Below are 20,710 nucleotides of genomic sequence, written 5' to 3'. Positions count from 1 at the left end.
AACGCACCGTCGGCCCGTCCGGTCCGGCGGTACGCCCAAGGGAGGAGCGAGCAAGTGGCAGTACGCGTACTGAGCAGGGCCCTGGCCGTCGCGGCCGTCCTGGCCGCCGCGGGCGCCGGGCTGACCGGCAGCGCCCAGGCCGCTGCGGGGCAGAGCGGCCAGATCCAAGGGAACGGCGGCAAGTGCCTGGAGGTCCGGTCCGCGAGCACGGACGACCGGACGCCGGTGCAGATCAACGACTGCAACGGCTCCGATGAGCAGCAATGGACGCATGACAGCTCGGCCAACACCCTGACCGCGTTGGGCAAGTGCCTGGACGTCGCGGATGGCGGCACGGACGACCGGACCCCGGTCCAGCTGTACGAGTGCAACGGCATGGGTTCGCAGAACTGGACGTACGCCGGCGGCGGCACCCTCGTCAACCCGCAGTCCGGCAAGTGCCTGGACGTGCCCGACGGGACCACCACGAACGGCACCCAGGTGCAGATATACACCTGCAACCACAGCGGTGCCCAGGTGTGGACGGCACCACAGGGACCGTCCGACCCGTCCACGCTCCAGCAACAGGTCATCGACCTGGTGAACGACTACCGCGCGCAGAACGGCAAGCCGCCGCTCCAGCCGGACCCGGCACTGGCACACACCGCGCAGGACGAGGCCGATGCGGAAGCCGCGCACGGGCAGCAGGGGCACTACACCTTCGACCGCATCTTCGCCTCGCTGCAGGCCTACGGCTACAGCCACCCGATGGGTGCGGTGGCAGAGAACGCCGCCGGCGCGCCCGGCTTCTGGACGGATGCCCAGTCGGTGGTGCAGGCCTGGATCGACGAGCCCACCCACCGGGCCAACATGCTCGGCGACTTCACCTACACCGGCGTCGGCCTGACCGTCGTCAACGGCACCTACTGGTGGGCTCAGGACTTCGCGGCCTGACGCTCCACCAGTTCAAGCCCCGGTCTTCCTCACGACCGGTGCTCACCACTCACTCACCGAACAGGAGAGTTCCCATGCGCATCACCCGTACCCTGACCCGCCTTTGCGCCACCGCCGCCGTCGGGGTGGTCCTGCTGACCGTGCCCGGCACCGCCTCGGCCGCCACGCCCGACGTGGTCACCCAGACCGCGACCGGATCCGGCAGCCAGACCTTCGCCCTCACCATCGACGACGGTCCGAGCCCGACGTGGACGCCGCAGGTGCTCGACCTGCTCAAGGCCCACGGTGTGCACGCGACCTTCTGCCTCATCGGCGACCACGCGCAGGCGTATCCCGACCTGGTGCAGCGGATCGTGGCCGAGGGCCACCACCTGTGCAACCACACCATGCACCACGTCAACCCCACCACCCAGACCCCGGACCAGCAGCGGGCCGACATCCAGGCCGCCTCGGACGCCATCCACGCGGCCGCACCCGGCGCCGACATCGAGTACTTCCGCGCGCCTGAAGGCGGCTGGACCCCCGACGCCACACAGTACGCCGCCCAACAGGGCATGCAGCCCATCGGCTGGTCCGTGGACACCGAGGACTGGCGCACCCCGGGCGTCGACACCATCTTCCAGAACTACAAGCGGGAGTTCAGCGGTGGTGGCGTGATCCTCATGCACGACGGCTCGGAGGAGAACGACCGCAGCCAGAGCGTGGCCGCCATGGACCAGATCCTCGGCGACCTCGCCAACAACAACTTCACCGACGACGCCCCGGCCGTGCTCGGCTGAGCACACCGCCGAGACAGCCAGAAGGAGTTGCCCCGATGACAGGAACAAAGCTGACCAGGTTAGCCGGGCAAGCGGTGGCCGCGGCGCTGCTCGCCGTGGGCGTGCCGGCGGTCGCAGCGGCCCCGGCGCACGCCGCCGACTCCTGCACCGCCTCCTGGTACGGAGCGCCCGGCGAGATACCACCGGGCTCGACGACCGCGAACGGCGAGGTGTTCGACCCGCAGGCGATGACCGCGGCCAGCCCCGACCTGCCCTTCGGATCGGAGGTCACGGTGACCGACACCGACACCGGGCAATCGGTGACGGTTCGGATCAACGACCGGCCGACCAACACCAGCCGATGCATCGACCTCACCCTCGGCGCGTTCAGCACCATCGCCGACCCCGACCAGGGCCTGGCCACGGTGACGCTGGACATCGCGGAGAACTGACGCCCGTCCGCACCGGCGGGGTCCTCGGCCGCCCGGGCCGGGGCCCCGCCCCACCGTCATCACGTCGGCGAGCAGGGTGAGCCGCTCGTCGTCGTGCAGCATCGACAACTCGGCGCGCGCCGATTCGAGTTCGCCGGTCTTGAAGCCGAACGCAGCGCGCTCGTGCTCGTCGAGGTAGGGCGTGTAGTAGCCGCCCGCACCGGGGTTGCCGGCCAGGACGAGGGCCGCAGCCAGCCTCGACACCGCCGCTTGATCAGTCCTGCCAGAACGTCGAAAGTCGAGATCGACAGTGGGACCGTACCCAGAGGTGCAATCCCCGGGGCGCCCCCTCGGGAGATCCGCCGAACGTCTGGCCCCGGCCAAAGCATGGGACAGATGAACAAGGCCGGGTCCGATGCACATCGTGCTTCGGACCCGGCCTTCGTCGTAGCGGGGACAGGATTTGAACCTGCGACCTCTGGGTTATGAGCCCAGCGAGCTACCGAGCTGCTCCACCCCGCGTTGGTGAAACCAACCATACGGCACCGCGGGCTGCTACGGAAATCCATTGCCCACCGGACACGGGCACGGGCGTTGCACGGCGGGTCACGGCACCCACAAGCCCGTCTGACAGCCTGCCCATCGGAGCACCGGCGGGACATCCGACCCCGACCGGCCAGCAATACCCAGACACACCGCTCAGGCTGAGTTTCCGCAGTTCAGCGTGCCCGTCCGCGCGGCTTCAGCGGCACCGAAGGCAGCGTAGGAGCGGACAGCCGAGCGCCCGCATAACCGTGCACCTCCCCGAACCGGACCCCCTTCTGCCAGTCCTCGCGGGCCTGTACGATCTCCTCGCCGGATCGTCCGATGAAGTTCCACCACATCACGATCCGCTCCTCGAACGGCTCGCCACCGAGCAACAGGATCGAGCTGTCCGTCCGTGCCAGCAGCGGGAGTTCGCGGCGGCCGCAGCCCAGGTAGAGCATCGAGTTGGGTTCGACCCGGACTCCGTCCACGTCGACGCCGCCGGTCATCGCGAGGACCGCGTACTCGAAGTCCGGCTCCAGCGGGAGGCGGTGCTGGGCGCCCTCGCGCAGGGCGAGGTCGGCGCCCACCAAGGGGGTGAACGTCCGGCCGGGGGAGGTGGCGCCGTCGAGGGAGCCGAGGATCAGGGTGGCGTCGAGGCCGGACGCGGTGACCTTCGGGAGGTCGGCGTGGTGCTCGAAGGCGGGGTCGGTGTGCCGGTGTTCGCCGGGGAGGGCGACCCAGAGCTGGGCGCCGTGCAGGAACCGGGCGTGCTCGCGCGGGGACTCCTCCGAGTGCGAGATGGCGCGACCGGAGGTCATCAGGCCGAGTTCGAAGGGGCGCACGGCCTGCAGGCTTCCGAGGCTGTCGCGGTGTAGCACCTCGCCCTCGTGCAGCCAACTGACCGTCTGGAGGCCCATGTGCGGGTGCGGCGGCACCTGCATGCCGGGCTCGTCGGCGATGTCGTCCGGACCGTAGTGGTCGACGAAGCACCAGGCTCCGACCATCCGACGGCCGAGGTTCGGCAGCAGCCGCCGGACCTGGGTGGACTCTCCCAGCTGCACCTGCCGGCCGGTCAGCAGCTCCTTCACCGGTCCCGTGTGCGCCTCCCCGCCGCAGGAGGTCGGGGTGGGCTTGAGGTCCAGGTTGCTCATTCGAACTCCAGGGCAGGCGGCCGGGTTCACCGTGATTCCGACAGGCGGTACCGATGCATACCGTACGTCTCACGAGGCGCCAGCCACACCCCGCGGCACGGCCGACTCCCGGCCGACTTCCAGAATGCGGCTGCGGTTTGGGTGCCACGCGGCCCAGACCGTCCAACTCCCCGTGCCGCAGACCGTCCCAACTCCGTGCACCCGTTCCCGTTCCGGCTCCGCCAGCTCGCCCGACGCGCAAGGCCCCGCCGGCGCGCGGCCGGCGGGCCCGTACGAGCGGTCTGCGTCAGTGCGCGCAGGCCCACGGTGCGGTGGCGGTGGCCGCCTCCGCCTGGGTGCGCAGGGCGCGGACGGCCTCGGCCGGGTCGGCCGCGCCGTACACCGCAGAGCCGGCCACGAAGACGTCGGCGCCGGCCTCGGCGCAGCGCTCGATGGTGGTGGCGGAGACGCCGCCGTCGACCTGGAGCCAGAGGTCCAGGCCGTGCTTGTCGATCAGGTCACGGGTGCGGCGGATCTTGGGGAGCACGATGTCCAGGAACGCCTGGCCGCCGAAGCCCGGCTCGACCGTCATGATCAGCACCATGTCGAGCTCGGGCAGCAGGTCCTCGTAGGGCTCGATCGGGGTGGCCGGCTTGAGGGCCATCGAGGCCCGGGCGCCCTTGGCCCGGATCTCGCGGGCGAGGCGGACGGGGGCGGCGGCGGCCTCGGCGTGGAAGGTCACCGAACCGGCACCCGCCTCCACGTACTGGGGGGCCCAGCGGTCAGCCTGCTCGATCATCAGGTGGCAGTCGAGCGGAATGTCGGTGGCCCGGGCCAGCGCCTCCACCACCGGCACGCCGAGCGTGAGGTTGGGGACGAAGTGGTTGTCCATGACGTCCACATGGAGCCAGTCCGCGCCTCGGACCGCCTCTGCCTCCTGGGCGAGGCGGGCGAAGTCGGCGGACAGGATGCTGGGGTTGATCTGCGCCATTTCCGGGTACCTTCACGATTCGGTGCGGGCGGCGGGAGGCCACCTTGAGGTCCATCATCCCTCCTGTGGCCTGTACAGGACGTACCGGGAGATCGGCGCGTGACCCGCATCACAACGGTTCAGTGCCGGAGTCTCGTACGCTGTGGCCGCTTTCACGGTAGCCCGTCCGCAAGACCTGCCCGCGGGCCGCCGGCGGCGACCCCCGACCGCGGCCCGCTCCGAGAAAGGTGTCCTGATGACCGAGCCGGTGCATCCCGCACGCGCCCTGTGGTGGCTCTTCGAACCCGTGCACGCTCTCACCTACTTCTCGCCCGAGGGGCGCGCGGCCTACGAGACGGCGGGGCTGCACGGTAGTTGGCGCGGCTACTTCGCCGGGCGGTCCGCGCCGCTGGGGCCGGTGGAGGCCGCCCCGGTGATCGCCGCCTTCTTCAACTTCGCTCCGGGAATGATCGAGCGGGCACTCCCGGACGTCTGGCAGCGTGCCACTCCCGAGGCCACGCTGGAGGCCCGGGTGGCAGGGGCATCGGCCGCGCTCGAGCGGGTCCTGGCCACCGTGAAGCCGGATCTGATCGATCGTTCGGTGGAACTGCTGGAGCGCGCGGTGGGCGGCCTGGACTGTTGCGGGCGCGTGCTGGCCGCCGCGAACGCCGCGCTGCCCCGTCCCGAGGGCCGGCTGGCCCGGCTCTGGCACGCCACCACCGTGCTGCGCGAGCACCGGGGCGACGGTCATGTCGCAGCCCTGGTCACCGAAGGACTCGACGGCTGCGAGGCGCTGGTGGTGCGCTGCGCGCTGGACGTCCGCCGTGAGGTCATGCAGCCGTTCCGGGGCTGGACCGATGAGGAGTGGGACGCCGCCACCGCCCGCCTGGTCGAACGCGACTGGCTCAACCCGGACGGCACGATCTCCCCTGACGGCCGCCGCCGCCACCAGGCACTCGAGGCCGCCACCGATCTGGCCGCCGCCCGCGTCTGGTCCGGCTTCCACCGCACCGAGCTGGACGAACTGGCCGCGGCCCTCAAGCCCATCTCCACCGCCTGCCGCGCCGAACTCCCCCAGCTCAACCCGATCGGGCTGCCCAACAGCAGCTGACCGCTCCCCTCGAACCACTGCCTCGGAACCACCGCGACGGCACCACCGAAGCTCGCAGGGCGGCGCCCTCGCGGAGACCACGACGCCCTGCACTCGCTCCTGGGACCGCTACAGCCCGTCCGCGCGAGACCGCTACAGCTTGTCCGCCGCAAGGCCGCGGACGGTGCCGATGGTGTCCGCCTCCGCAGCCGGCTTGTCCGCACGGTAGCCCAGCACCCTGGCGAAGCGCAGCGCGAGACCCGCCGGGTAGCGGGGGCTGCGCTGCAGGCCGTCGAAGGCGATCTCCACGACGAGTTCGGGGCGGACGTACACGGTGTACGAGTCCCGGGAGACCTCTCGGGCCAGGAACTGCTCGGTCTGCCAGGCGAGCAGTTCGTCGGTGAGACCCTTGAAGGTCTTGCCCAGCATGACCCACGGTCCGAGGCCGGCCTCGCCGTCGTTGCGGGCGGCGAGGTGGAGGTTGCTGAGGAAGCCCCGGCGGCGGCCGCTGCCCCACTCGGCGGCCGTCACGACCAGGTCCAGCGTGTGCCGGGGCTTGACCTTGATCCAGCCGGCACCGCGCCGTCCGGCCGCGTACGGCGCGGCGGGGTCCTTGACCACCACGCCTTCGTGGCCGTGCGCCAGCGCGTCGCGGAAGAACGCGGCCGCCGGCCCGCTCTCCCCGGTCACCGTGCGCGGGACCCGCAGGTGTTCGGGTACCACGCGTACGAGTTCGGCCCAGCGCCGCTCGGCCGGGAGGTCGATCAGGTCCTGGCCGTCCAGGTGGAGCAGGTCGAAGAAGAAGACCCGGAGCGGGACTTCGGTGCGCAGCCTGGCCGGGTCCTGCCGGGAGGCGGTACGGGCGGCGGTCACCTGGAACGGACGGGGGCGCTCGTCGGGGCCGAGCGCGATGGCCTCGCCGTCCAGGACGGCCGAGCCGACCGCCAACGAGCCCGCGGCCTCGACCACTTCGGGCAACCGTGCGGTGATCTCGTCGAGGCTTCGGGTGAAGACCGAGATCCGGTCGCCGTCGCGGTGCACCTGGACCCTGATCCCGTCCAGCTTCCACTCCAGCGCTGCGGGGCTGATCCGCTGCAGTGCCTCGGCGACGTCGGGTGCGGAGGCGGCCAGCATCGGCCGTACCGGACGGCCGAGCCGCAGGCCGAAGGCGCGCAGTGCGGGGGCGCCACCGGAGAGCGCGGCCGCGGCGACCGCGCGGGCGGAGCCCCGGAACATCAGCGCACGGCGTACGGCGGTCGCAGGCACGGCGGCGGCCTTGGCCACGGCGTCGCCGAGCACCGCGTCCAGCGCGCCCTGCCGCAACTCCCCCACCAGCACCGCCCGCAGGAACTCCTGCTCCTCCGCGGTGGCCCGTCCGAACAGCTCCGCGAGCAGCCGGGCCCGCTCGGTCTGGGCCCCCTTGCCGTGGACGGCCGCCACTGCGGTGAGCGCATCCTCCGTCTCGCGGACGCCGAGCGTGGCGGTCCGGGCCGGGGGCGGGAGTTCCCGCAGTGCGGCGTACCCGACGCCGATCCGCATCCGCCGGGACTCGCCGGAGAGCAGCGCGGCCGCGGCCGGGATGTCCTCCGGGCCGAGTTCGCGCAGACAGTCGGCGAGCAGTGCGATCTTGGCGTTGCGGCCGGTTTCGGCGGCGGTGGCGCGCGAGGTGGCGGCGAGGCGTTGGAGCAGCACGGCGGACCCTCCGGGACACCGGTGGCGACTGTCGGAGCCTACCCATTACGCGGCCGATGCGCTCACCTGGCGACCGCGAACTCCCGGTTGCGGATGGTCTGTTCGCGGTACTGCCTCGGCAGCTCGGGCATCGCGAGCAGCCTGTCGCAGGCCTCCATCGATCCTTTCCGGTCACCGACCCAGTACGCGGTGATGGAGTACTCGAACAGCATGCCCCAGCCGTACACCCAGGGCTGGGTGAACAGCCAGTCGTCGGGCATCCGGCGGTCGACGCCGGCCCGGGCGAAGACGTGCGCGGCCTGGTAGCGACCCATCTGGCGCAGCCGTGAGGACAGTTCGTAGCAGGCCTCCATGCGTTCGGGCCGGGTCTCCCAGGAGTGCAGCAGGGCGTCCATCGCCCCCGGCCAGTCGCCCGCGTCGGCCTTCAGCACCCCGACCTGGAGCAGCGCGTAGTAGACCTCCTCGATCCAGCCGCCCATGCCGGCCCGCCGCTGGTAGAGCTCGACGGCCTCCTTGGTCCGGCCCATGTCCCGCATGGTCTGGGCCAGGTAGAAGACCGTACGCGGGTTGTCCGGGTCGCGCTCCAGGTCCTCGCTCAGCAGCCTGGCGTCGCGCTCGAACTTGTCCGAGCGGGAGCCGCCGTCGGCGAAGTGCTCGATCACCAGTGCATCGAGGTTCAGCACCCGGTCCTGCTGGTCGGTGGTCAGGTACTCGTGCGTCGCGCCTTCGTAGCGCCAGACCATGTCGCCCCTGACCAGCCGCTTGATCCGGTACTCCATGTCGGAGGCGTGCCGCAGCATGTACGAGTCGGCGGTCAACGCGGGCATCGGGCCGTCCTGCCGTACCACCATGTCGGCGTCGATGAGCAGCAGGTAGTCCGCCTTGCCCCGGGCGTGCTCGATGTTCAGCGTGCGGTTCCGCCCGAAGTTCACCCAGGGCTCCTGGTGCAGCTCGCCGGGGATCCCGTCGAGCGCCCGGCGGATCAGGTCCTGGGTGCCGTCGGTCGACCCGGTGTCCGAGATCACCCAGGTGTCGATGAGGCCTCGCACGGAGGCGAGGCAGCGTTCGATGACCTTCGCCTCGTCCTTGACGATCATGCAGAGGCAGATGGACCGCCTCGACTGGGACGAACTGTGCTGTACCACGGGGTGCCTTTCGATCTGCGGTCTCTGGAATCGGGCACGGGGGGAGGCTCCCGATGGTAGTTCGACGAAATTCGGTACCCGTTGCTCAACACGGACCGTCCCGGACTCGGACAAGTAGTCAGACGATCAATCAATTCCGTTTGTCCGATGTTGAATTATCCAACCGATTCCAGCTCGGAATGCCCCGTTTGGCGGGACTGTGAGGTCCGAACGCATGGTTCCCGTGCGGCGCGGCGGAGAGTTGCGGAGTGCGCCGGTCCCGCCCGGCTTGACTGTGGCTAGTCATACCAGAGCTCCGGTGCCAGCTGCCCCGGCTTCCCATAGATGAGGAATCTCCGAATGACTTCACGCAGACCGCTCGGCCCGCTCGGGATCGCGTCGAACCGCCGCAGAACCCTGGTCGGAAGCGCTGCCCTCCTCCTCGCCGCCATCACCGCCACCGGCGGCACCGCCTCGGCGCTTTCCTTCCACGACGGAAAGCCGGATCGGCACTGTCACGAGCGGAACGTGTCGGCCAACGGCCAGCAGGTCATGGGCCGCAGCGACGACGAGTGCTGCGACGACGACGACCACGGCAAGGGCGATGACGGCGGCAAGTGCTGCGACGACGAGGACCGGCCTCGCCTGCGCGACAACAGCATGAGCAACGACAAGAACCTCGGTGGTGGTGGCGGCAAGGACCGCGATCACAACTGCAAGAAGGAGGGCCGCACCGGACCGACCGGCCCCACCGGGCCCACCGGCCCCAAGGGCGCGACCGGCGCGACGGGCGCCACCGGAGCAACCGGCCCCACCGGCCCCACCGGCCCCGCGGGTGCAACCGGAGCAACCGGAGCAACCGGAGCGACGGGCGAGACCGGCCCCACCGGCCCCGCGGGTGCAACCGGAGCAACCGGAGCAACGGGCGAGACCGGCCCCACCGGCCCCACCGGCCCCACGGGTGCAACCGGAGCAACCGGCGCGACGGGCGCCACGGGTGCAACCGGGGCAACGGGTCCGGTCGGCCCCTGCATCAACATCGACGCCAACGTCATGGGCAACTCGCAATTCACCACCGTGCTCAGTGGCGGCCACGTTCTCATCGGTCGCCAGACCATCAATCCGCTCCCGCCGGTCGGCTTCAACTCGGTCAACTGGGTCGATCTGACCGACCACCCGGGCTTCCCGACAGGCCTCGCCTGTGGCGTCGCGGTAGCGAACATGGGCGAAGACGTCTTCATCAAGACGCTCACCACGGACGGCAGAGTCTTCGAGACCTTCTGTGACACGTCCGGTCCTTCGCCGACCCTGGACTGCGACAACAACCCGTGGTCCCCACTGACGGCACTTCCGGTGCTGGCGATGTCACAGCCGGAGAAGGCACTGCTGAAGCCCGAACTGGCGCGGCCTGAGTCCAAGTTCCGGCGCACGTCCTGACGCGTCCCGGTACCGGTAGCCCCGCCCGTCCCCGCCGCTGCGGCAGGGACGGGCGGGGCCGTTCCCGGTTCGCACCCCTGCCCTCCGCCGTCCTCCTATCGACTTCGCGGCACCGCATGTCCGACGGACCCGCCCGCCCGTCGCTCAGCCCACTGCCGCCGCCACCGCCACCGCCCGGCCTCCGTCCTCAAGCCGGGTACGGGCCGAGCACGATCCCCCGCCCCGCGTAGAAGCGTCCGAGGTCGCCCCACGGTACCCGGGCGAAACTCTGCGAACCGTCGGGGAAACCGGAGGGGTTGTGGATGAGCAGCTCCTCCGGGCCCGCTCCGACGGCCAGCACCAAGTGCCCCCCGGTGTGCGGCGGTTGCGGATCGAGGGTGCGGATGGACGGGTGCACGGAGACCATCGCGAGCCGTCCGGCCTCCAGCAGGCCCGGCAACTCCTCGGCGGGCAACGGCGACCGGGCCTCGGCCGCCAGACCCCATCGCTCGTGCACGTACGCCGCGAAGGGCGCGTGGATCAGCCCGTCGAGCCTGCCGTCCGGATACCGGACGTACGCGCCCGCCGCCAGGCACTCCTCGGCCAGGGCGACCGGCGCGGGGCTGACACCCCACCAGAACTCGAGCGCCATCCGCAGACAGGCCATCCCGCACAGCCGCCAGGACCAGTACTCGTACTCCTCCGGGCTCGCCGCGCCCGAGCGCGGCCAGAAAGGGTCGTCGGCGGCGAGCACCGTCCCGTCGAGGATGTCGGGGACGAGGTCGGCGGACTCCCACTGGGAGTGGTACGGCACCTGGTGGACGATCGATTTCACGGATCAGATTGTGGCGCACGGGGTGCCCGCCGCCCCTCAGCATGACGGCAGGCACGCCGGACGTACCCGGCCCTCCTACCAGGCGTAGTCCTCGGGGGCGGTGCGGCGGCCGGGGAAGATCTCGTCCAGGCGGTCCAGTGTCTTCTGGTCCAGTGTCAGACCCATTGCCCGGACGGCGGCGTGCAGCTGCGCCAGGGTGCGCGGACCGACGATGGGAGCGGTGACGGCGGGGCGGGAGAGCAGCCAGGCGAGCGCGATGTCGCCCGGCTCGTGGCCGAGTTCGGCGGCGAGGTCCTCGTACACGGCGAGCTGTTCGCGCCGGCCCGCCAGTCGGCGCTCGGCGACCTCGTCGAGCCGCCGGACGCCCTCGCGCTCCCTGCGCAGGATCCCGCCGAGCAGTCCGCCGTGCAGTGGCGACCAGGGGATCAGGCCGAGACCGTAGTGCTCTACGGCCGGGACGACCTCAAGCTCGACATTGCGCTCCATCAGGTTGTAGATGGACTGCTCGCTGCTCAGGCCAAGGAAGTGGCGTGCCCTGGCGGTCTCCTGGGCCTGGGCGATGTGCCAGCCGGCGAAGTTGCTGGAGCCGACGTAGATGATCTTGCCCTGGCCGACCAGGACCTCCATCGCCTGCCAGATCTCGTCCCAGGGCGTGAGCCGGTCGATGTGGTGCATCTGGTAGAGGTCGATGTGGTCGGTCTGCAGCCGCCGGAGGCTGGCGTCCACCGCGCGGCGAATGTTGAGGGCCGAGAGCTTGCCCTCGTTGGGCCACTGCCCCATCTCGCCGTAGAGCTTGGTGGCGAGTACGGTCCGCTCCCGGCGGCCGTCGCCCTTGGCGAACCAGTTGCCGATGATGGTCTCGGTGCGGCCCCTGTGCTCGCGCCCGCCGTAGGTGTTGGACGTGTCGAAGAAGTTGATGCCCAGATCGTGGGCGGTGTCCATGATCGTGTGCGCCTCGGCCTCCTCGGTGTACGGGCCGAAGTTCATGGTGCCCAGGCAGAGGCGGGAGACGGTGAGGCCGGTGCGGCCGAGATGGGTGAACTCCATCCCCTGATCTTCGCAGGGAATCCCGGCCTTCAGACCGGGAGGAAATGCGATCCTTGGCCCGGAATCGCGGAGCGACGGACTTCGCTGCGGCACGCGGGGTGGCGGCCAGACCGGCCGCTTCTGGTTCTCGACGTATTGCTTCACGACCTGAAGCAATGCGCCGCCGCGGGAGCCGACGATGATCGGTAGGACCTCGACGATCCCCGAACTGTGCAGGATGCCTATCTCTATGCATCCGCTGGCCCGTGATGCTTCGCTACCACCGATGCGCGACGCAGCCATTCCCTGATTGCCCCACTTGCAGCAGCGCCGTTGTCTGTATCGGCTCTGTCACCTCAGTTCGTCACCGAAATCCTGTACGGTACGGCATTCTGGCGCACGGTTGAGTCATGCGCGCTCTGTACGGAGATCAGCCCCTCCAAGCTGGCAGGCGGCATGACGGACGTTGAGACCTGGACCGGAATCAGCGCGGTGGCCGTCGCCAGTGCCGGGAGCCCGGCGGGGAAGGTGCAGCGGATCCGGGTCTCCGCGGCATCGACCTGGCAGTTGCTGGGGTAGAAGGGGCCGGTGGCGGTCGTACCACTGGGGATGGTGATCGTCACGGTGAACGGCACGTCGGTGGTGTCGGGTCCGCTGTTGGCGATGAACGCATGTACGACGGTGCTCCCACCCCAGGTCGTTGGCTCGGGATCGATGCGTACCACCGCGAGGTGGTAGTCCACATCGGCGGCGAAGGCCGACGGGGCCGTCCCGGTGGCTAGAACCAGTGCTGCTGCCGCCGTCACGATCCTTCGAAGCACTGCGCATCCTCCTCATGGTTGGGCGCCAGGGACCCACTGCAGGTCAGGCGGTTCTGATGGCGTAGTTGACGGCGCGGACTTCGGCATCCGGGTCGTCGGTGGCGCTGGAGGACGCTGGTCTTCTCATCGCCACACGTGGACGTACTGCGCGGAGAAGCTGATCGGGTTGTTGTTCTCCGGTGCGGGATGCCAGGTTCCGGCATCGATGGAGAGGTTCAGGATGATGTATGCCGAGAACGAGCTACCGACACCCTTGCCGTCGGAGAAGGCCTTGACGCCGTTGACGTACCAGTCAACCGAGTTGGCGCCGTAGACTGCTCCGATCTTCACGAAGCAATTGGGACCAACCGCGCTGGAGTTGTTGTAGTAGTTCTGGGCCTCGTTGACGTGGTTGGTCAGCTCCAGGAGGTTCGGGTTGTCGGGGTGGTACTCGAACGCGTCGACCTCGGTGTCGCCGTTCTTCCAGCTCCACAGCGCAGGCCAGGCCCCCAGGCGCGGGGGCATCGAGACCGTTGTCTCGATATAGTCACCGGTCCTGACCTGGAAGCCCTGGGTTGTGCCCTCCGTGGTGAGCAGGCCGGTCTCCCAGGCCCGTTTGCCGTTCTCCAGGGTGTGGGTGCTGGGGCGGGCAGTGAAGGTGGCAAGCCCGGGGCTGTAGGTGATGTTGGCAGGGTTCAGCCAGTCGAGCTTGTCGTCGTTGGGGTTGTGGGTGCCGTACTGATAGGAGCTGGTCGTGCTGGCCTGCCACCGTGTGCCATAGGTGATCGGGCTCCTGAAGTCCTCCGCGAAGGTGAGGGTCTTCCCCCCGGTGGGATCCCCCGGAGTTCCTGACGGGGCCACGGTCAGGGCGATCTGAGTGAGGTTGTGGTAGCCGGCCGCGTCCAGGTAGTAGCCGAACTCCGTGTAGGCGCCGGCTGGAAAGGCTCGTGATCCAGTGGTGAGTGTGTAGCCACTCGGACAGAGCAGCGCATTGGTGACAGACCCGGGGAAGTCGTAGTTGTTCCCTGCTGAATCGCGCACAGCCACCCCCACCTGCAACACCGCGGTACAAGCCGAGGAGTGCAGCCTCAATGTGGCGATGACCGGCGCGCTCGGTGCGGCCGTCGTCGGCGTCAGGCTGTCCTGGGTGACCGTGACCGCCGATACCGCGGTCGCATGACGGGGAAGCACAAGAGCGAAGAGAACAGCAAACGACAGTGCGACAGCCCTGAGCCTTCCGTGCATAAATACTCCTTTCGGCTGAATGCAGCCATTGCCGGGGATAGCGGTCCGGCAAAGCTCGATCATCTCGCTGGAGCTGGAAATTAATTGGCTGAAACTTATCGCGACTTCAAGCCTCCGCAAACTGTTGCAACCATGTGTCACGCGGCGAGACCAACCCCAGGAAGAAGCGTTGCAGGGAATCCCATAAGGATGGGTTATTCATAATATGTATTGATCACCGATTTAAGAAGTCGGACTCTGAACTCCGGCGGACCCGGGCGGCGCCGCGCTCCGCGAGGCCGCCCCGCCCGCGGGGCCCAGAGCGAAGCAGGCCCACTACGGATCCGATGCGCCACCGGACGGAGAGCTGACCATGACCACCAAGCAACTCACCAGTGCCGATGTGCTTTCTCAGTTGGACGGGCAGGTCTGGCACTCTGAGGTGCTGCGATCGGACGACGCCCTGGACCGGCTGGCCGAGGAGTGGGACGACCTGGTGGGACGGTGCGCCACCGCGACGCCCTTCCAGTCCACTGCCTGGCTGCGTTCCTGGTGGCGCCACTACGGCCGCCCGGGCGAGCTGGTCGTGGTGTCGGTGCGCAAAGACAGGCGACTGGTCGGGGCCGCAGCCCTGCGTCGGCGCTCCCGCTCTGGCGGCCTGACCAACCTCGGCGGCGGGCTGGTCGACTTCACTGACGTCCTGTTGGACGACTCCTGTGCCGACCGCGCCGCCGCTGAACTCGCCCGTGCCCTCCCGCTCCAGCGTCCCTGGCACAGCCTGGATCTGCGCGAGGTGCATCCTGATGCAGCCATCCAGAAAGTCTTCCAACACTGGCGGGGCCGCCGCTATCGCCTCTCGGACTCGCTCTGCCAGTATCTCCCGGCGGTGCCGATGGAAGAGTTGCTCGAGCGGCTCCCCAGCAGGACCGCCCGGCGCCATCGGGCCAAGCAGCGCAAAATCGCCGAGTCGGGCATCAAGGTCAGCTTGGTACCCCCGGAGCAGGTGCCCGAGGCAATTGAGCAACTACTGCGGCTGCATCTCCTCCAGTGGCAAGGTCGTGGCGTCACACGCGAGCACCGCACCGAGCGCTTCGCCGCCCATCTGGCCGAGTCCACTGCCGGACTGGTCGCCACTGGTCGTGCCGCCCTGCAGTGCTACTCGCTCGACGGCGAGCCGGTCGCGCTCTGCCTGCTACTGCTCTGCCCATCGTTCGGCGGCCTCTACATCTACGGAACGCACCCGACTCTGCGTGATCGGTTGGACATTGCCGGGCTGCTGTTCGGCGGTGCACTGGACGAAGTACGGACTACCGAGAGCGCGGTTCTGAGTCTGCTGCGCGGGCGAGAGTCGTACAAGGAGCGCTGGCGCCCGGACCAGCTGTCCAACCAGCGGCTGGTGCTGGGCTCCGGCCGATTCGCGCCATTCGCAGCCGCCCGTGTCGTCGGAGTCCTGATCCGCCAAGCGATCGTTCAGGTACTGCTGAGGCGACTGCCCCGGGTCAAGAAGGTCCTATTGGCTCTGCGCCGGGGCTGAAGCCAAACGCCGCTGGGGCTCAGTAGGGTCGGGGACTGGCGCGGTGGCGTGATGCTCCGTTTCCAGTCCCCGCCGCTTCAGCGGGTGATGCCTGCTCATCAGTGTGATCGCAACCCAGACGCTCAGCGACAAAAGTGACACGTCATTCAGCCGGTCGGGTGATATGTGCCTCCAGAGGCTGAGTCTTCCCTGCGACCGGGGGATGCCTCGCTCGGTCTTCTCAGATCGGCGCCATTCCCGTGTGCCCGCTACTGGGACGAAACTGCGAGCCCTCTCTTGCCTTCCGAAGGAGCAGATATGCGTGCTTTTAAGCCCGCGGCACGTCTTGCGCAAGCGCTGTGTCTCGGCGTCGTGTGCCTTGGAGTCTCGAGCTCCCCGGCTGCCGCGCAGACGGCCGTGCCTTGTGACCCCAGTGCCCTCGCAGCCGCGATCACTGCCGCCAACTCCACAGGCGACACTCTCGTTCTCGCCTCGGGGTGCACCTACGCTCTGAGCGCTCCGCTGCCGCACATCACCGGGCGTGTCGTCATCGACGGCAGCCGCAGCACGATCACCCGATCATCCGGGGCGCCGTTCCAGATCCTCGTGGTCGACGCGGGTGGGAATCTCAACCTGCGTCAGGCCTTCATCACCAACGGCGACGGCACCGGCACCTTCGGCGGCGGCATCGCCAACTCCGGGATCCTCACCGTCCGGCAGTCCGTGATCAGCAACAACCACGCCGACTTCGCTGGCGGCATCGGCACTGCCGCTGGAGGCACCACCACCCTCGTGAACACCCAGGTCGTGACCAACCAGGCGACGCAGAACGGCGGAGGCCTGACCAACGATGGCAGCCTGACCCTCATCCGCACCCAGGTCGTCGGCAACACGGCCAGCCTGCAGGGCGGCGGCATCGCCAACACCGGCACCCTGCGGATGCAGGACAGCGAGATCAACAGCAACGGGGCCAACACCGCCGCCGGCATCGTCAACTTCAGCAACGGGACGACCGACCTCTTCCAGAGTCACGTCAACGCGAACACCGCGGTCAACGCGCCCGGTGGCATCAGCAACTCTGCCGGCAGCGTCGCTCTCGTCGCCAGCGATGTCAGCGGCAACAGCCCCACCAACTGCGCGGGCAGCCCGATCGCCATCGCCGACTGCACCGGCTGACGCAGAAACCCGGAGGCACGGAACCCCCAGACCTTGGAACGGAACTCAACCCAGGGATGACAATTCCATAGGCCGGACCAACTCAACTCGACCATTAACCCCACCAAGATCACTTCTTGGTGGGGTTCGTCGTTCGTCTGACAGCCGGGCGGCCTTTGCGTGATCGTGTCTTCTCGCTGAAGTCGACAGTCGATCAGCCCAGAGGCCCTGATGGACAGTCTGCAAGACGACGCCGAGCGCGTCGAGGACCTGGCCGCGTTGTCGCGGTTCCGCCGCGAGTTCTGCTCCTGCCCGACCCTGCGGGCGGATGCCCTGTTCGAGCTGACAGACGCGGTGCTGTGCGCCGGCGGGCCACTGGTGTCGCTGCCGGAGCTGTCGCTGGAGGCGGTGCACCGACCGGTTGAATCCGAGCAGTACACCAGTCGTGAATTCGCCATCCTGACAGATGTGTTGCGCATCAGTCTGTCGGTCAGCCGGACCGGCCAGTGCTGGGACAATGCACTCGCGGAGTCCTTCTTCCTTACGCTCAAGCGGGAGTTGCTCGGCAACCGGCCCTGGCCCAGCCGGGCCGCTACCCGCACCGCGATCTTCGAGTGGATCGAAGCCTGGTACAACATACGCAGGCTGCACAGCAGCCTCGGCTACCACAGTCCCGCCGAGTACGAGACCGTCCTCGCGGTCTGACCACCACACCGACGGTGTCCATCAAAGCGGAGCAAGCTCACTTCAAGGTGAGCAGAGCCACTGTCCGCCGCATCCTCCGCACCGCCAGACTTGTCCGACCTGCGCAACCCGAAGACCATCCAGCCAAAGCTGGCGACAACGCCACGAGTCAGATCAGTTCCACCACTACCGTGAACGACTTCACGGGCAGCCCGCAGACAGTCTGAGCGGCAGCCGACCGTACCGCGTACCTCGACCGGCTACTGCCCGCAGACGGCCGGTGCGACGCTATGGTGACCGCTGGCACCGGCACCCGCTTCGCTCAGCGCCACGCCGACACCGTCCACCGACGGCAGCTGACCGCCCTCGACGAAGTGCGGGGACCGGAACAGGCCGTCAGGCCATCGTTCCGATCCCCGCAACTCCCGGGACTTCCGGACTCGTTCAGTCCGTCAGACCAACAGGAGGCCCCCGCAACGTTCGGCGCCCTCCTTCATCGCGATCAAGTTGGCCACCACGTAGGAGATGTTGTTCCTGGCGTGCCACTCGGTTGGGTAGTAGGTCACCAGCCGCGAGCTCTGGAACCGGGCCTGGATCTCCGGAACGAAGGTGCGGTACTGGTTGTCCGTGTAGTACCAGAACGAGTTCTCGTTGTAGTACGCGACATGCGTCGGGTCCTGGTACGCACCCCGACCGTCGGAGCTGGGCGTGAGCGAGAGCAGCATGCCGCCCGGTGCCAGCAACCGGTACAGCTCGTTGATCAGCGGTACCTTCGCGGGCACGTGCTCCAGGAAGTCGACCGCACGGAGCAGGCCGACCGAGTTGTCAGGGAGGTCCAGCCGTCCGGGCAGGGTCGCCACGATGTCGACACCCTCCCCCGGGTACTGGTCCACCCCCAGGTAGCCGGGCGGCTTGCGGTGGGCCGCGCCGAGGTCGAGGGCGAGCAGTCCCCGTCGCTTGGTCCACGCGAGCGCGTTGGCCTCGATGTACTTGTCGTACAGAGCGATGGTCTCACGCTGGATGTGCGCGTTGACCTCCTCTTCGCGCTGGGTGTTCCCGGCGTGCATCCGCTGCAGGTAAAGACAACGCGGAATCAAGTGAAAATCGCCGGCCTGGAACAGACGGCACATCAGGTCCTGATCGTCCAGCACCGTGCGGGTGGCGTCGTATCCACCGACCTGCTCGTAGACATCCCTCCGGAACGCCCGCACATGGTTGGGGGCAAACCAGATGTACGCGACGTTGTGTGGCGTCGGTGCCATAGAGACTGCCTGCAGCAGTCGGCGCCCGTCGACGTTCACCTCCTTGTACACCCAGCCGTTCGCCTCGTTGAAGCGGGTGTCGTCCCGGCCGCCGTCCTCGGTGATCTGAGCACAGTTGCTGTAGACGAGCACGGCCTCGGGATGGTCATCGAAAGCCTTCCCGAGCTCCACCAGGCAGTTCCTGGCCAACAAGTCGTCATGGTCGAGTTCGACGAGAATCTCCCCGCGGGCCAATGCACAAGCCCTGCGCTTGGCCGCTCCGACGCCGCAGACGTCATCCGCGATCTCCACCCGAACACGGGCGTCGGGGCGCTCCGGCCGCCACCGCGCACCGTTGTTGAGCAACACGATCCACTCCCAGTCGGATCGGTTCTGCGCCTGCAGCGTCTCCAGGCACTCGTCAAGGAAACGCGGTCGGTGACTGGGGGTGAAGACGGAGAACTTCGGTGTTGCGGACGACGTCATTTGTTGGTACCTGCCTGAGTGGCTGTCTGTGACGGTGACGGTGCTGCGCTCGCGGAATCTCGGGCCTGGTCCGGCACGAGCTGTTGGAGCGAGGGATCGGCCTGGACCGCCTGTCCGAAGGCATCCCAGGCGGCTTCGTTCTGGCCCTTCTTCGCCAGCGCCTGCCCGAGGTACAGGTAGGCGGTGGCGGCCTTCGAGTCGGCTGCCACCACGCGTTGCAGCAGCTCGATCGCCTGGTCCGGGTCGTCCTGTTCGAACAGGAGCGCCTTGTTGTAGAGGGCCGACTTGAAGTTCGGATCGATCTCCAAGGCGTGGGCATACGCCGCTCGTGCGTCGGCTGTCCTGTTGTCGTGCTGGGCGACGACACCGAGGTTGTACCAGGCAAGCTTGTTCTTGGGCTCGAGCTCCAGGACGCGCTTGAAGGTTGCTTCCGCTCCGGCGAAATCGCGGATCTCTCCCTGCTTGAGGCCGGCTTTCAGCAGCGCGTCTGCCACGGAAGCCGTCTGGCCCGTGGGCGCCGCGGCGCCGGCCGATCTCGCGGACCCAGTCGAGTCCCCCGCGGACAGTTGCACCCAGCTGGTCACCAGAGTGGTGATCACGACCGCCGCGGCAAGACCTGTCCACAATCGCCTTCGTCTCAAGCGAGTTCACCTCATAGATCTAGTAGGGCGGGGCGGCCGACCGGCGATGTGCACGCCGTAGGCCAGCCCCACGGCGGTGTCCCCGAGACCGGCTCGGGGACACCGCCGCACAGTGCCGCCGTGAACGCCGGTTATCCGGGCACGGAAGACACGACCTGCATCCGGCTTACGGCGTGCACACCACGAACGCGGTGACGGGTGTCGTGCCGTCGGCCTCCCAGCCGGTGGCCGGCGATCCACCGACCGGACCGTTGAACGTGACGGTGCCGCTGTCCGGGTTCGAGTAGCCGCCGCCGACCGCGTTGCCGGTACTGCACGAAGCGATGCTCTGCACGCCCGGTGCACCGGTGACGACCGTGCTCTGCGCCCCCGCGTTCGTGCCCTGCGGCCCCGTCACACCCTGGGGACCCGTGACGCCCTGAGCACCGGTGTCACCCTGGAAGCCCTGCGGCCCCGTCACACCCTGCGGCCCGGTCACACCCTGAGCACCGGTGTCACCCTGGAAGCCCTGCGGCCCCGTCACACCCTGCGGCCCGGTCACACCCTGAGCACCGGTGTCACCCTGGAAGCCCTGCGGGCCCGTGACACCCTGCGGCCCGGTCACGCCCTGAGCACCGTCGTCGCCCTGGAAGCCCTGGTTGCCCTGAGCACCAGTGACGCCCTGAGCACCGGTGTCACCCTGGAAGCCCTGCGGCCCCGTGACACCCTGCGGCCCGGTCACACCCTGAGCACCGGTGTCACCCTGGAAGCCCTGCGGGCCCGTGACACCCTGCGGCCCGGTGTCACCCTGGAAGCCCTGAGCACCAGTGACGCCCTGAGCACCGGTGTCACCCTGGAAGCCCTGCGGGCCCGTGACACCCTGCGGCCCCGTCACGCCCTGAGCACCGGTATCGCCCTGGAAGCCCTGCGGCCCCGTGACACCCTGCGGCCCCGTCACGCCCTGAGCACCGTCGTCGCCCTGGAAGCCCTGGTTGCCCTGAGCACCAGTGACGCCCTGAGCACCGGTGTCACCCTGGAAGCCCTGCGGCCCCGT

The 20,710-nt window shown here is 68.8% G+C and carries 19 protein-coding genes, 1 tRNA gene and 1 pseudogene; 9 read left to right on the top strand and 12 right to left on the bottom strand.

Annotation, left to right across the window (positions count from 1 at the left end; translation table 11 throughout):
- Positions 1–54: 54 nt before the first annotated feature.
- The 3 genes from ACZ5ON_RS29000 to ACZ5ON_RS28990 all read left to right on the top strand — a co-directional run bounded on the left by ACZ5ON_RS29000 (position 55) and on the right by ACZ5ON_RS28990 (position 2,143).
- Positions 55–933 (top strand): RICIN domain-containing protein, encoded by an 879-nt coding sequence (locus tag ACZ5ON_RS29000; RefSeq protein ID WP_465598898.1) that lies wholly within the window; start codon positions 55–57, stop codon positions 931–933.
- Positions 934–1,007: 74 nt separating this feature from the next.
- Positions 1,008–1,712 carry a polysaccharide deacetylase family protein gene (locus tag ACZ5ON_RS28995; RefSeq protein WP_465598896.1) on the top strand — a complete coding sequence of 235 codons (705 nt, stop codon included), beginning with the start codon at positions 1,008–1,010 and terminating at the stop codon, positions 1,710–1,712.
- A 35-nt stretch (positions 1,713–1,747) separates the two neighbouring features.
- Positions 1,748–2,143: a septal ring lytic transglycosylase RlpA family protein gene (locus ACZ5ON_RS28990; RefSeq protein ID WP_465598894.1), complete on the top strand. Its 396-nt coding sequence runs from the start codon at positions 1,748–1,750 to the stop codon at positions 2,141–2,143.
- Between the two features lie 427 nt (positions 2,144–2,570).
- Here the strand turns inward: ACZ5ON_RS28990 and ACZ5ON_RS28985 are convergent.
- The 3 genes from ACZ5ON_RS28985 to rpe form a co-directional block, all read right to left on the bottom strand.
- A tRNA-Met gene (locus tag ACZ5ON_RS28985) sits at positions 2,571–2,644 on the bottom strand.
- A gap of 197 nt (positions 2,645–2,841) precedes the next feature.
- Positions 2,842–3,801 (bottom strand): pirin family protein, encoded by a 960-nt coding sequence (locus tag ACZ5ON_RS28980; RefSeq protein ID WP_465598892.1) that lies wholly within the window; start codon positions 3,799–3,801, stop codon positions 2,842–2,844.
- Positions 3,802–4,087: 286 nt separating this feature from the next.
- Positions 4,088–4,771 carry a ribulose-phosphate 3-epimerase gene (gene rpe / locus ACZ5ON_RS28975; RefSeq protein ID WP_465598890.1) on the bottom strand — a complete coding sequence of 228 codons (684 nt, stop codon included), beginning with the start codon at positions 4,769–4,771 and terminating at the stop codon, positions 4,088–4,090.
- Between the two features lie 235 nt (positions 4,772–5,006).
- On the opposite strand from rpe, the gene ACZ5ON_RS28970 reads away from it, so the two are divergent.
- Positions 5,007–5,861 (top strand): SCO6745 family protein, encoded by an 855-nt coding sequence (locus tag ACZ5ON_RS28970; RefSeq protein WP_465598888.1) that lies wholly within the window; start codon positions 5,007–5,009, stop codon positions 5,859–5,861.
- 132 nt (positions 5,862–5,993) lie between these two features.
- Here ACZ5ON_RS28970 and ACZ5ON_RS28965 read toward each other — a convergent pair whose 3' ends face one another.
- Together ACZ5ON_RS28965 and ACZ5ON_RS28960 are read right to left on the bottom strand one after the other, a co-directional pair.
- Positions 5,994–7,532, bottom strand: coding sequence for an ATP-dependent DNA ligase (locus tag ACZ5ON_RS28965; protein ID WP_465598886.1), 1,539 nt, complete (start codon positions 7,530–7,532; stop codon positions 5,994–5,996).
- 62 nt (positions 7,533–7,594) lie between these two features.
- Positions 7,595–8,629, bottom strand: a complete 1,035-nt coding sequence (locus tag ACZ5ON_RS28960; RefSeq protein ID WP_465598884.1) for a tetratricopeptide repeat-containing glycosyltransferase — start codon at positions 8,627–8,629, stop codon at positions 7,595–7,597.
- 387 nt (positions 8,630–9,016) lie between these two features.
- On the opposite strand from ACZ5ON_RS28960, the gene ACZ5ON_RS28955 reads away from it, so the two are divergent.
- Positions 9,017–10,093: a hypothetical protein gene (locus tag ACZ5ON_RS28955; RefSeq protein WP_465598882.1), complete on the top strand. Its 1,077-nt coding sequence runs from the start codon at positions 9,017–9,019 to the stop codon at positions 10,091–10,093.
- A 187-nt stretch (positions 10,094–10,280) separates the two neighbouring features.
- On the opposite strand, the gene ACZ5ON_RS28950 is transcribed toward ACZ5ON_RS28955, so the two are convergent.
- From ACZ5ON_RS28950 to ACZ5ON_RS28935, 4 genes are all read right to left on the bottom strand, one after another.
- On the bottom strand, positions 10,281–10,907 hold the full coding sequence (locus ACZ5ON_RS28950) for a C39 family peptidase (protein ID WP_465598880.1): 627 nt from the start codon (positions 10,905–10,907) through the stop codon (positions 10,281–10,283).
- Between the two features lie 75 nt (positions 10,908–10,982).
- Positions 10,983–11,954, bottom strand: a complete 972-nt coding sequence (locus ACZ5ON_RS28945) for an aldo/keto reductase (protein WP_465598878.1) — start codon at positions 11,952–11,954, stop codon at positions 10,983–10,985.
- 335 nt (positions 11,955–12,289) lie between these two features.
- Positions 12,290–12,739, bottom strand: a complete 450-nt coding sequence (locus ACZ5ON_RS28940) for a hypothetical protein (RefSeq protein WP_465598876.1) — start codon at positions 12,737–12,739, stop codon at positions 12,290–12,292.
- A 138-nt stretch (positions 12,740–12,877) separates the two neighbouring features.
- Positions 12,878–13,774, bottom strand: a complete 897-nt coding sequence (locus tag ACZ5ON_RS28935; protein ID WP_465598874.1) for a hypothetical protein — start codon at positions 13,772–13,774, stop codon at positions 12,878–12,880.
- Between the two features lie 556 nt (positions 13,775–14,330).
- Here ACZ5ON_RS28935 and ACZ5ON_RS28930 point away from each other — a divergent pair.
- The 4 genes and pseudogenes from ACZ5ON_RS28930 (at position 14,331) to ACZ5ON_RS28915 (ending at position 17,330) form a co-directional block, all read left to right on the top strand.
- Positions 14,331–15,491, top strand: coding sequence for a GNAT family N-acetyltransferase (locus tag ACZ5ON_RS28930; RefSeq protein WP_465598872.1), 1,161 nt, complete (start codon positions 14,331–14,333; stop codon positions 15,489–15,491).
- A 276-nt stretch (positions 15,492–15,767) separates the two neighbouring features.
- The gene (locus tag ACZ5ON_RS28925; protein WP_465598870.1) at positions 15,768–16,646 is read left to right on the top strand and encodes a hypothetical protein; all 879 of its coding nucleotides are present in this window, start codon (positions 15,768–15,770) and stop codon (positions 16,644–16,646) included.
- A gap of 210 nt (positions 16,647–16,856) precedes the next feature.
- Positions 16,857–17,042: pseudogene (locus ACZ5ON_RS28920) on the top strand (NF041680 family putative transposase); the annotation flags it as partial.
- Entirely contained in the window at positions 17,034–17,330 is a 297-nt protein-coding gene (locus ACZ5ON_RS28915; protein WP_465598986.1) for a transposase, read from the top strand. The pseudogene ACZ5ON_RS28920 and the gene ACZ5ON_RS28915, both read left to right, overlap by 9 nt.
- A 431-nt stretch (positions 17,331–17,761) precedes the next feature.
- Here the strand turns inward: ACZ5ON_RS28915 and ACZ5ON_RS28910 are convergent, their stop codons facing one another.
- The 3 genes from ACZ5ON_RS28910 to ACZ5ON_RS28900 all read right to left on the bottom strand — a co-directional run.
- Complete coding sequence (locus ACZ5ON_RS28910; protein ID WP_465598868.1) at positions 17,762–19,036, bottom strand: glycosyltransferase; 1,275 nt, start codon at positions 19,034–19,036, stop codon at positions 17,762–17,764.
- Complete coding sequence (locus ACZ5ON_RS28905; protein ID WP_465598867.1) at positions 19,033–19,530, bottom strand: tetratricopeptide repeat protein; 498 nt, start codon at positions 19,528–19,530, stop codon at positions 19,033–19,035. Before ACZ5ON_RS28905 ends, ACZ5ON_RS28910 begins: the two co-directional genes overlap by 4 nt.
- A gap of 313 nt (positions 19,531–19,843) precedes the next feature.
- Positions 19,844–20,710, bottom strand: an 867-nt coding sequence (locus tag ACZ5ON_RS28900; RefSeq protein ID WP_465598865.1) for a collagen-like domain-containing protein, incomplete at its 5' end; no start/stop codon positions are given.

Source organism: Kitasatospora sp. NPDC032150, assembly GCF_055579945.1.
This window is presented reverse-complemented; position numbering and strand designations above follow the sequence as displayed.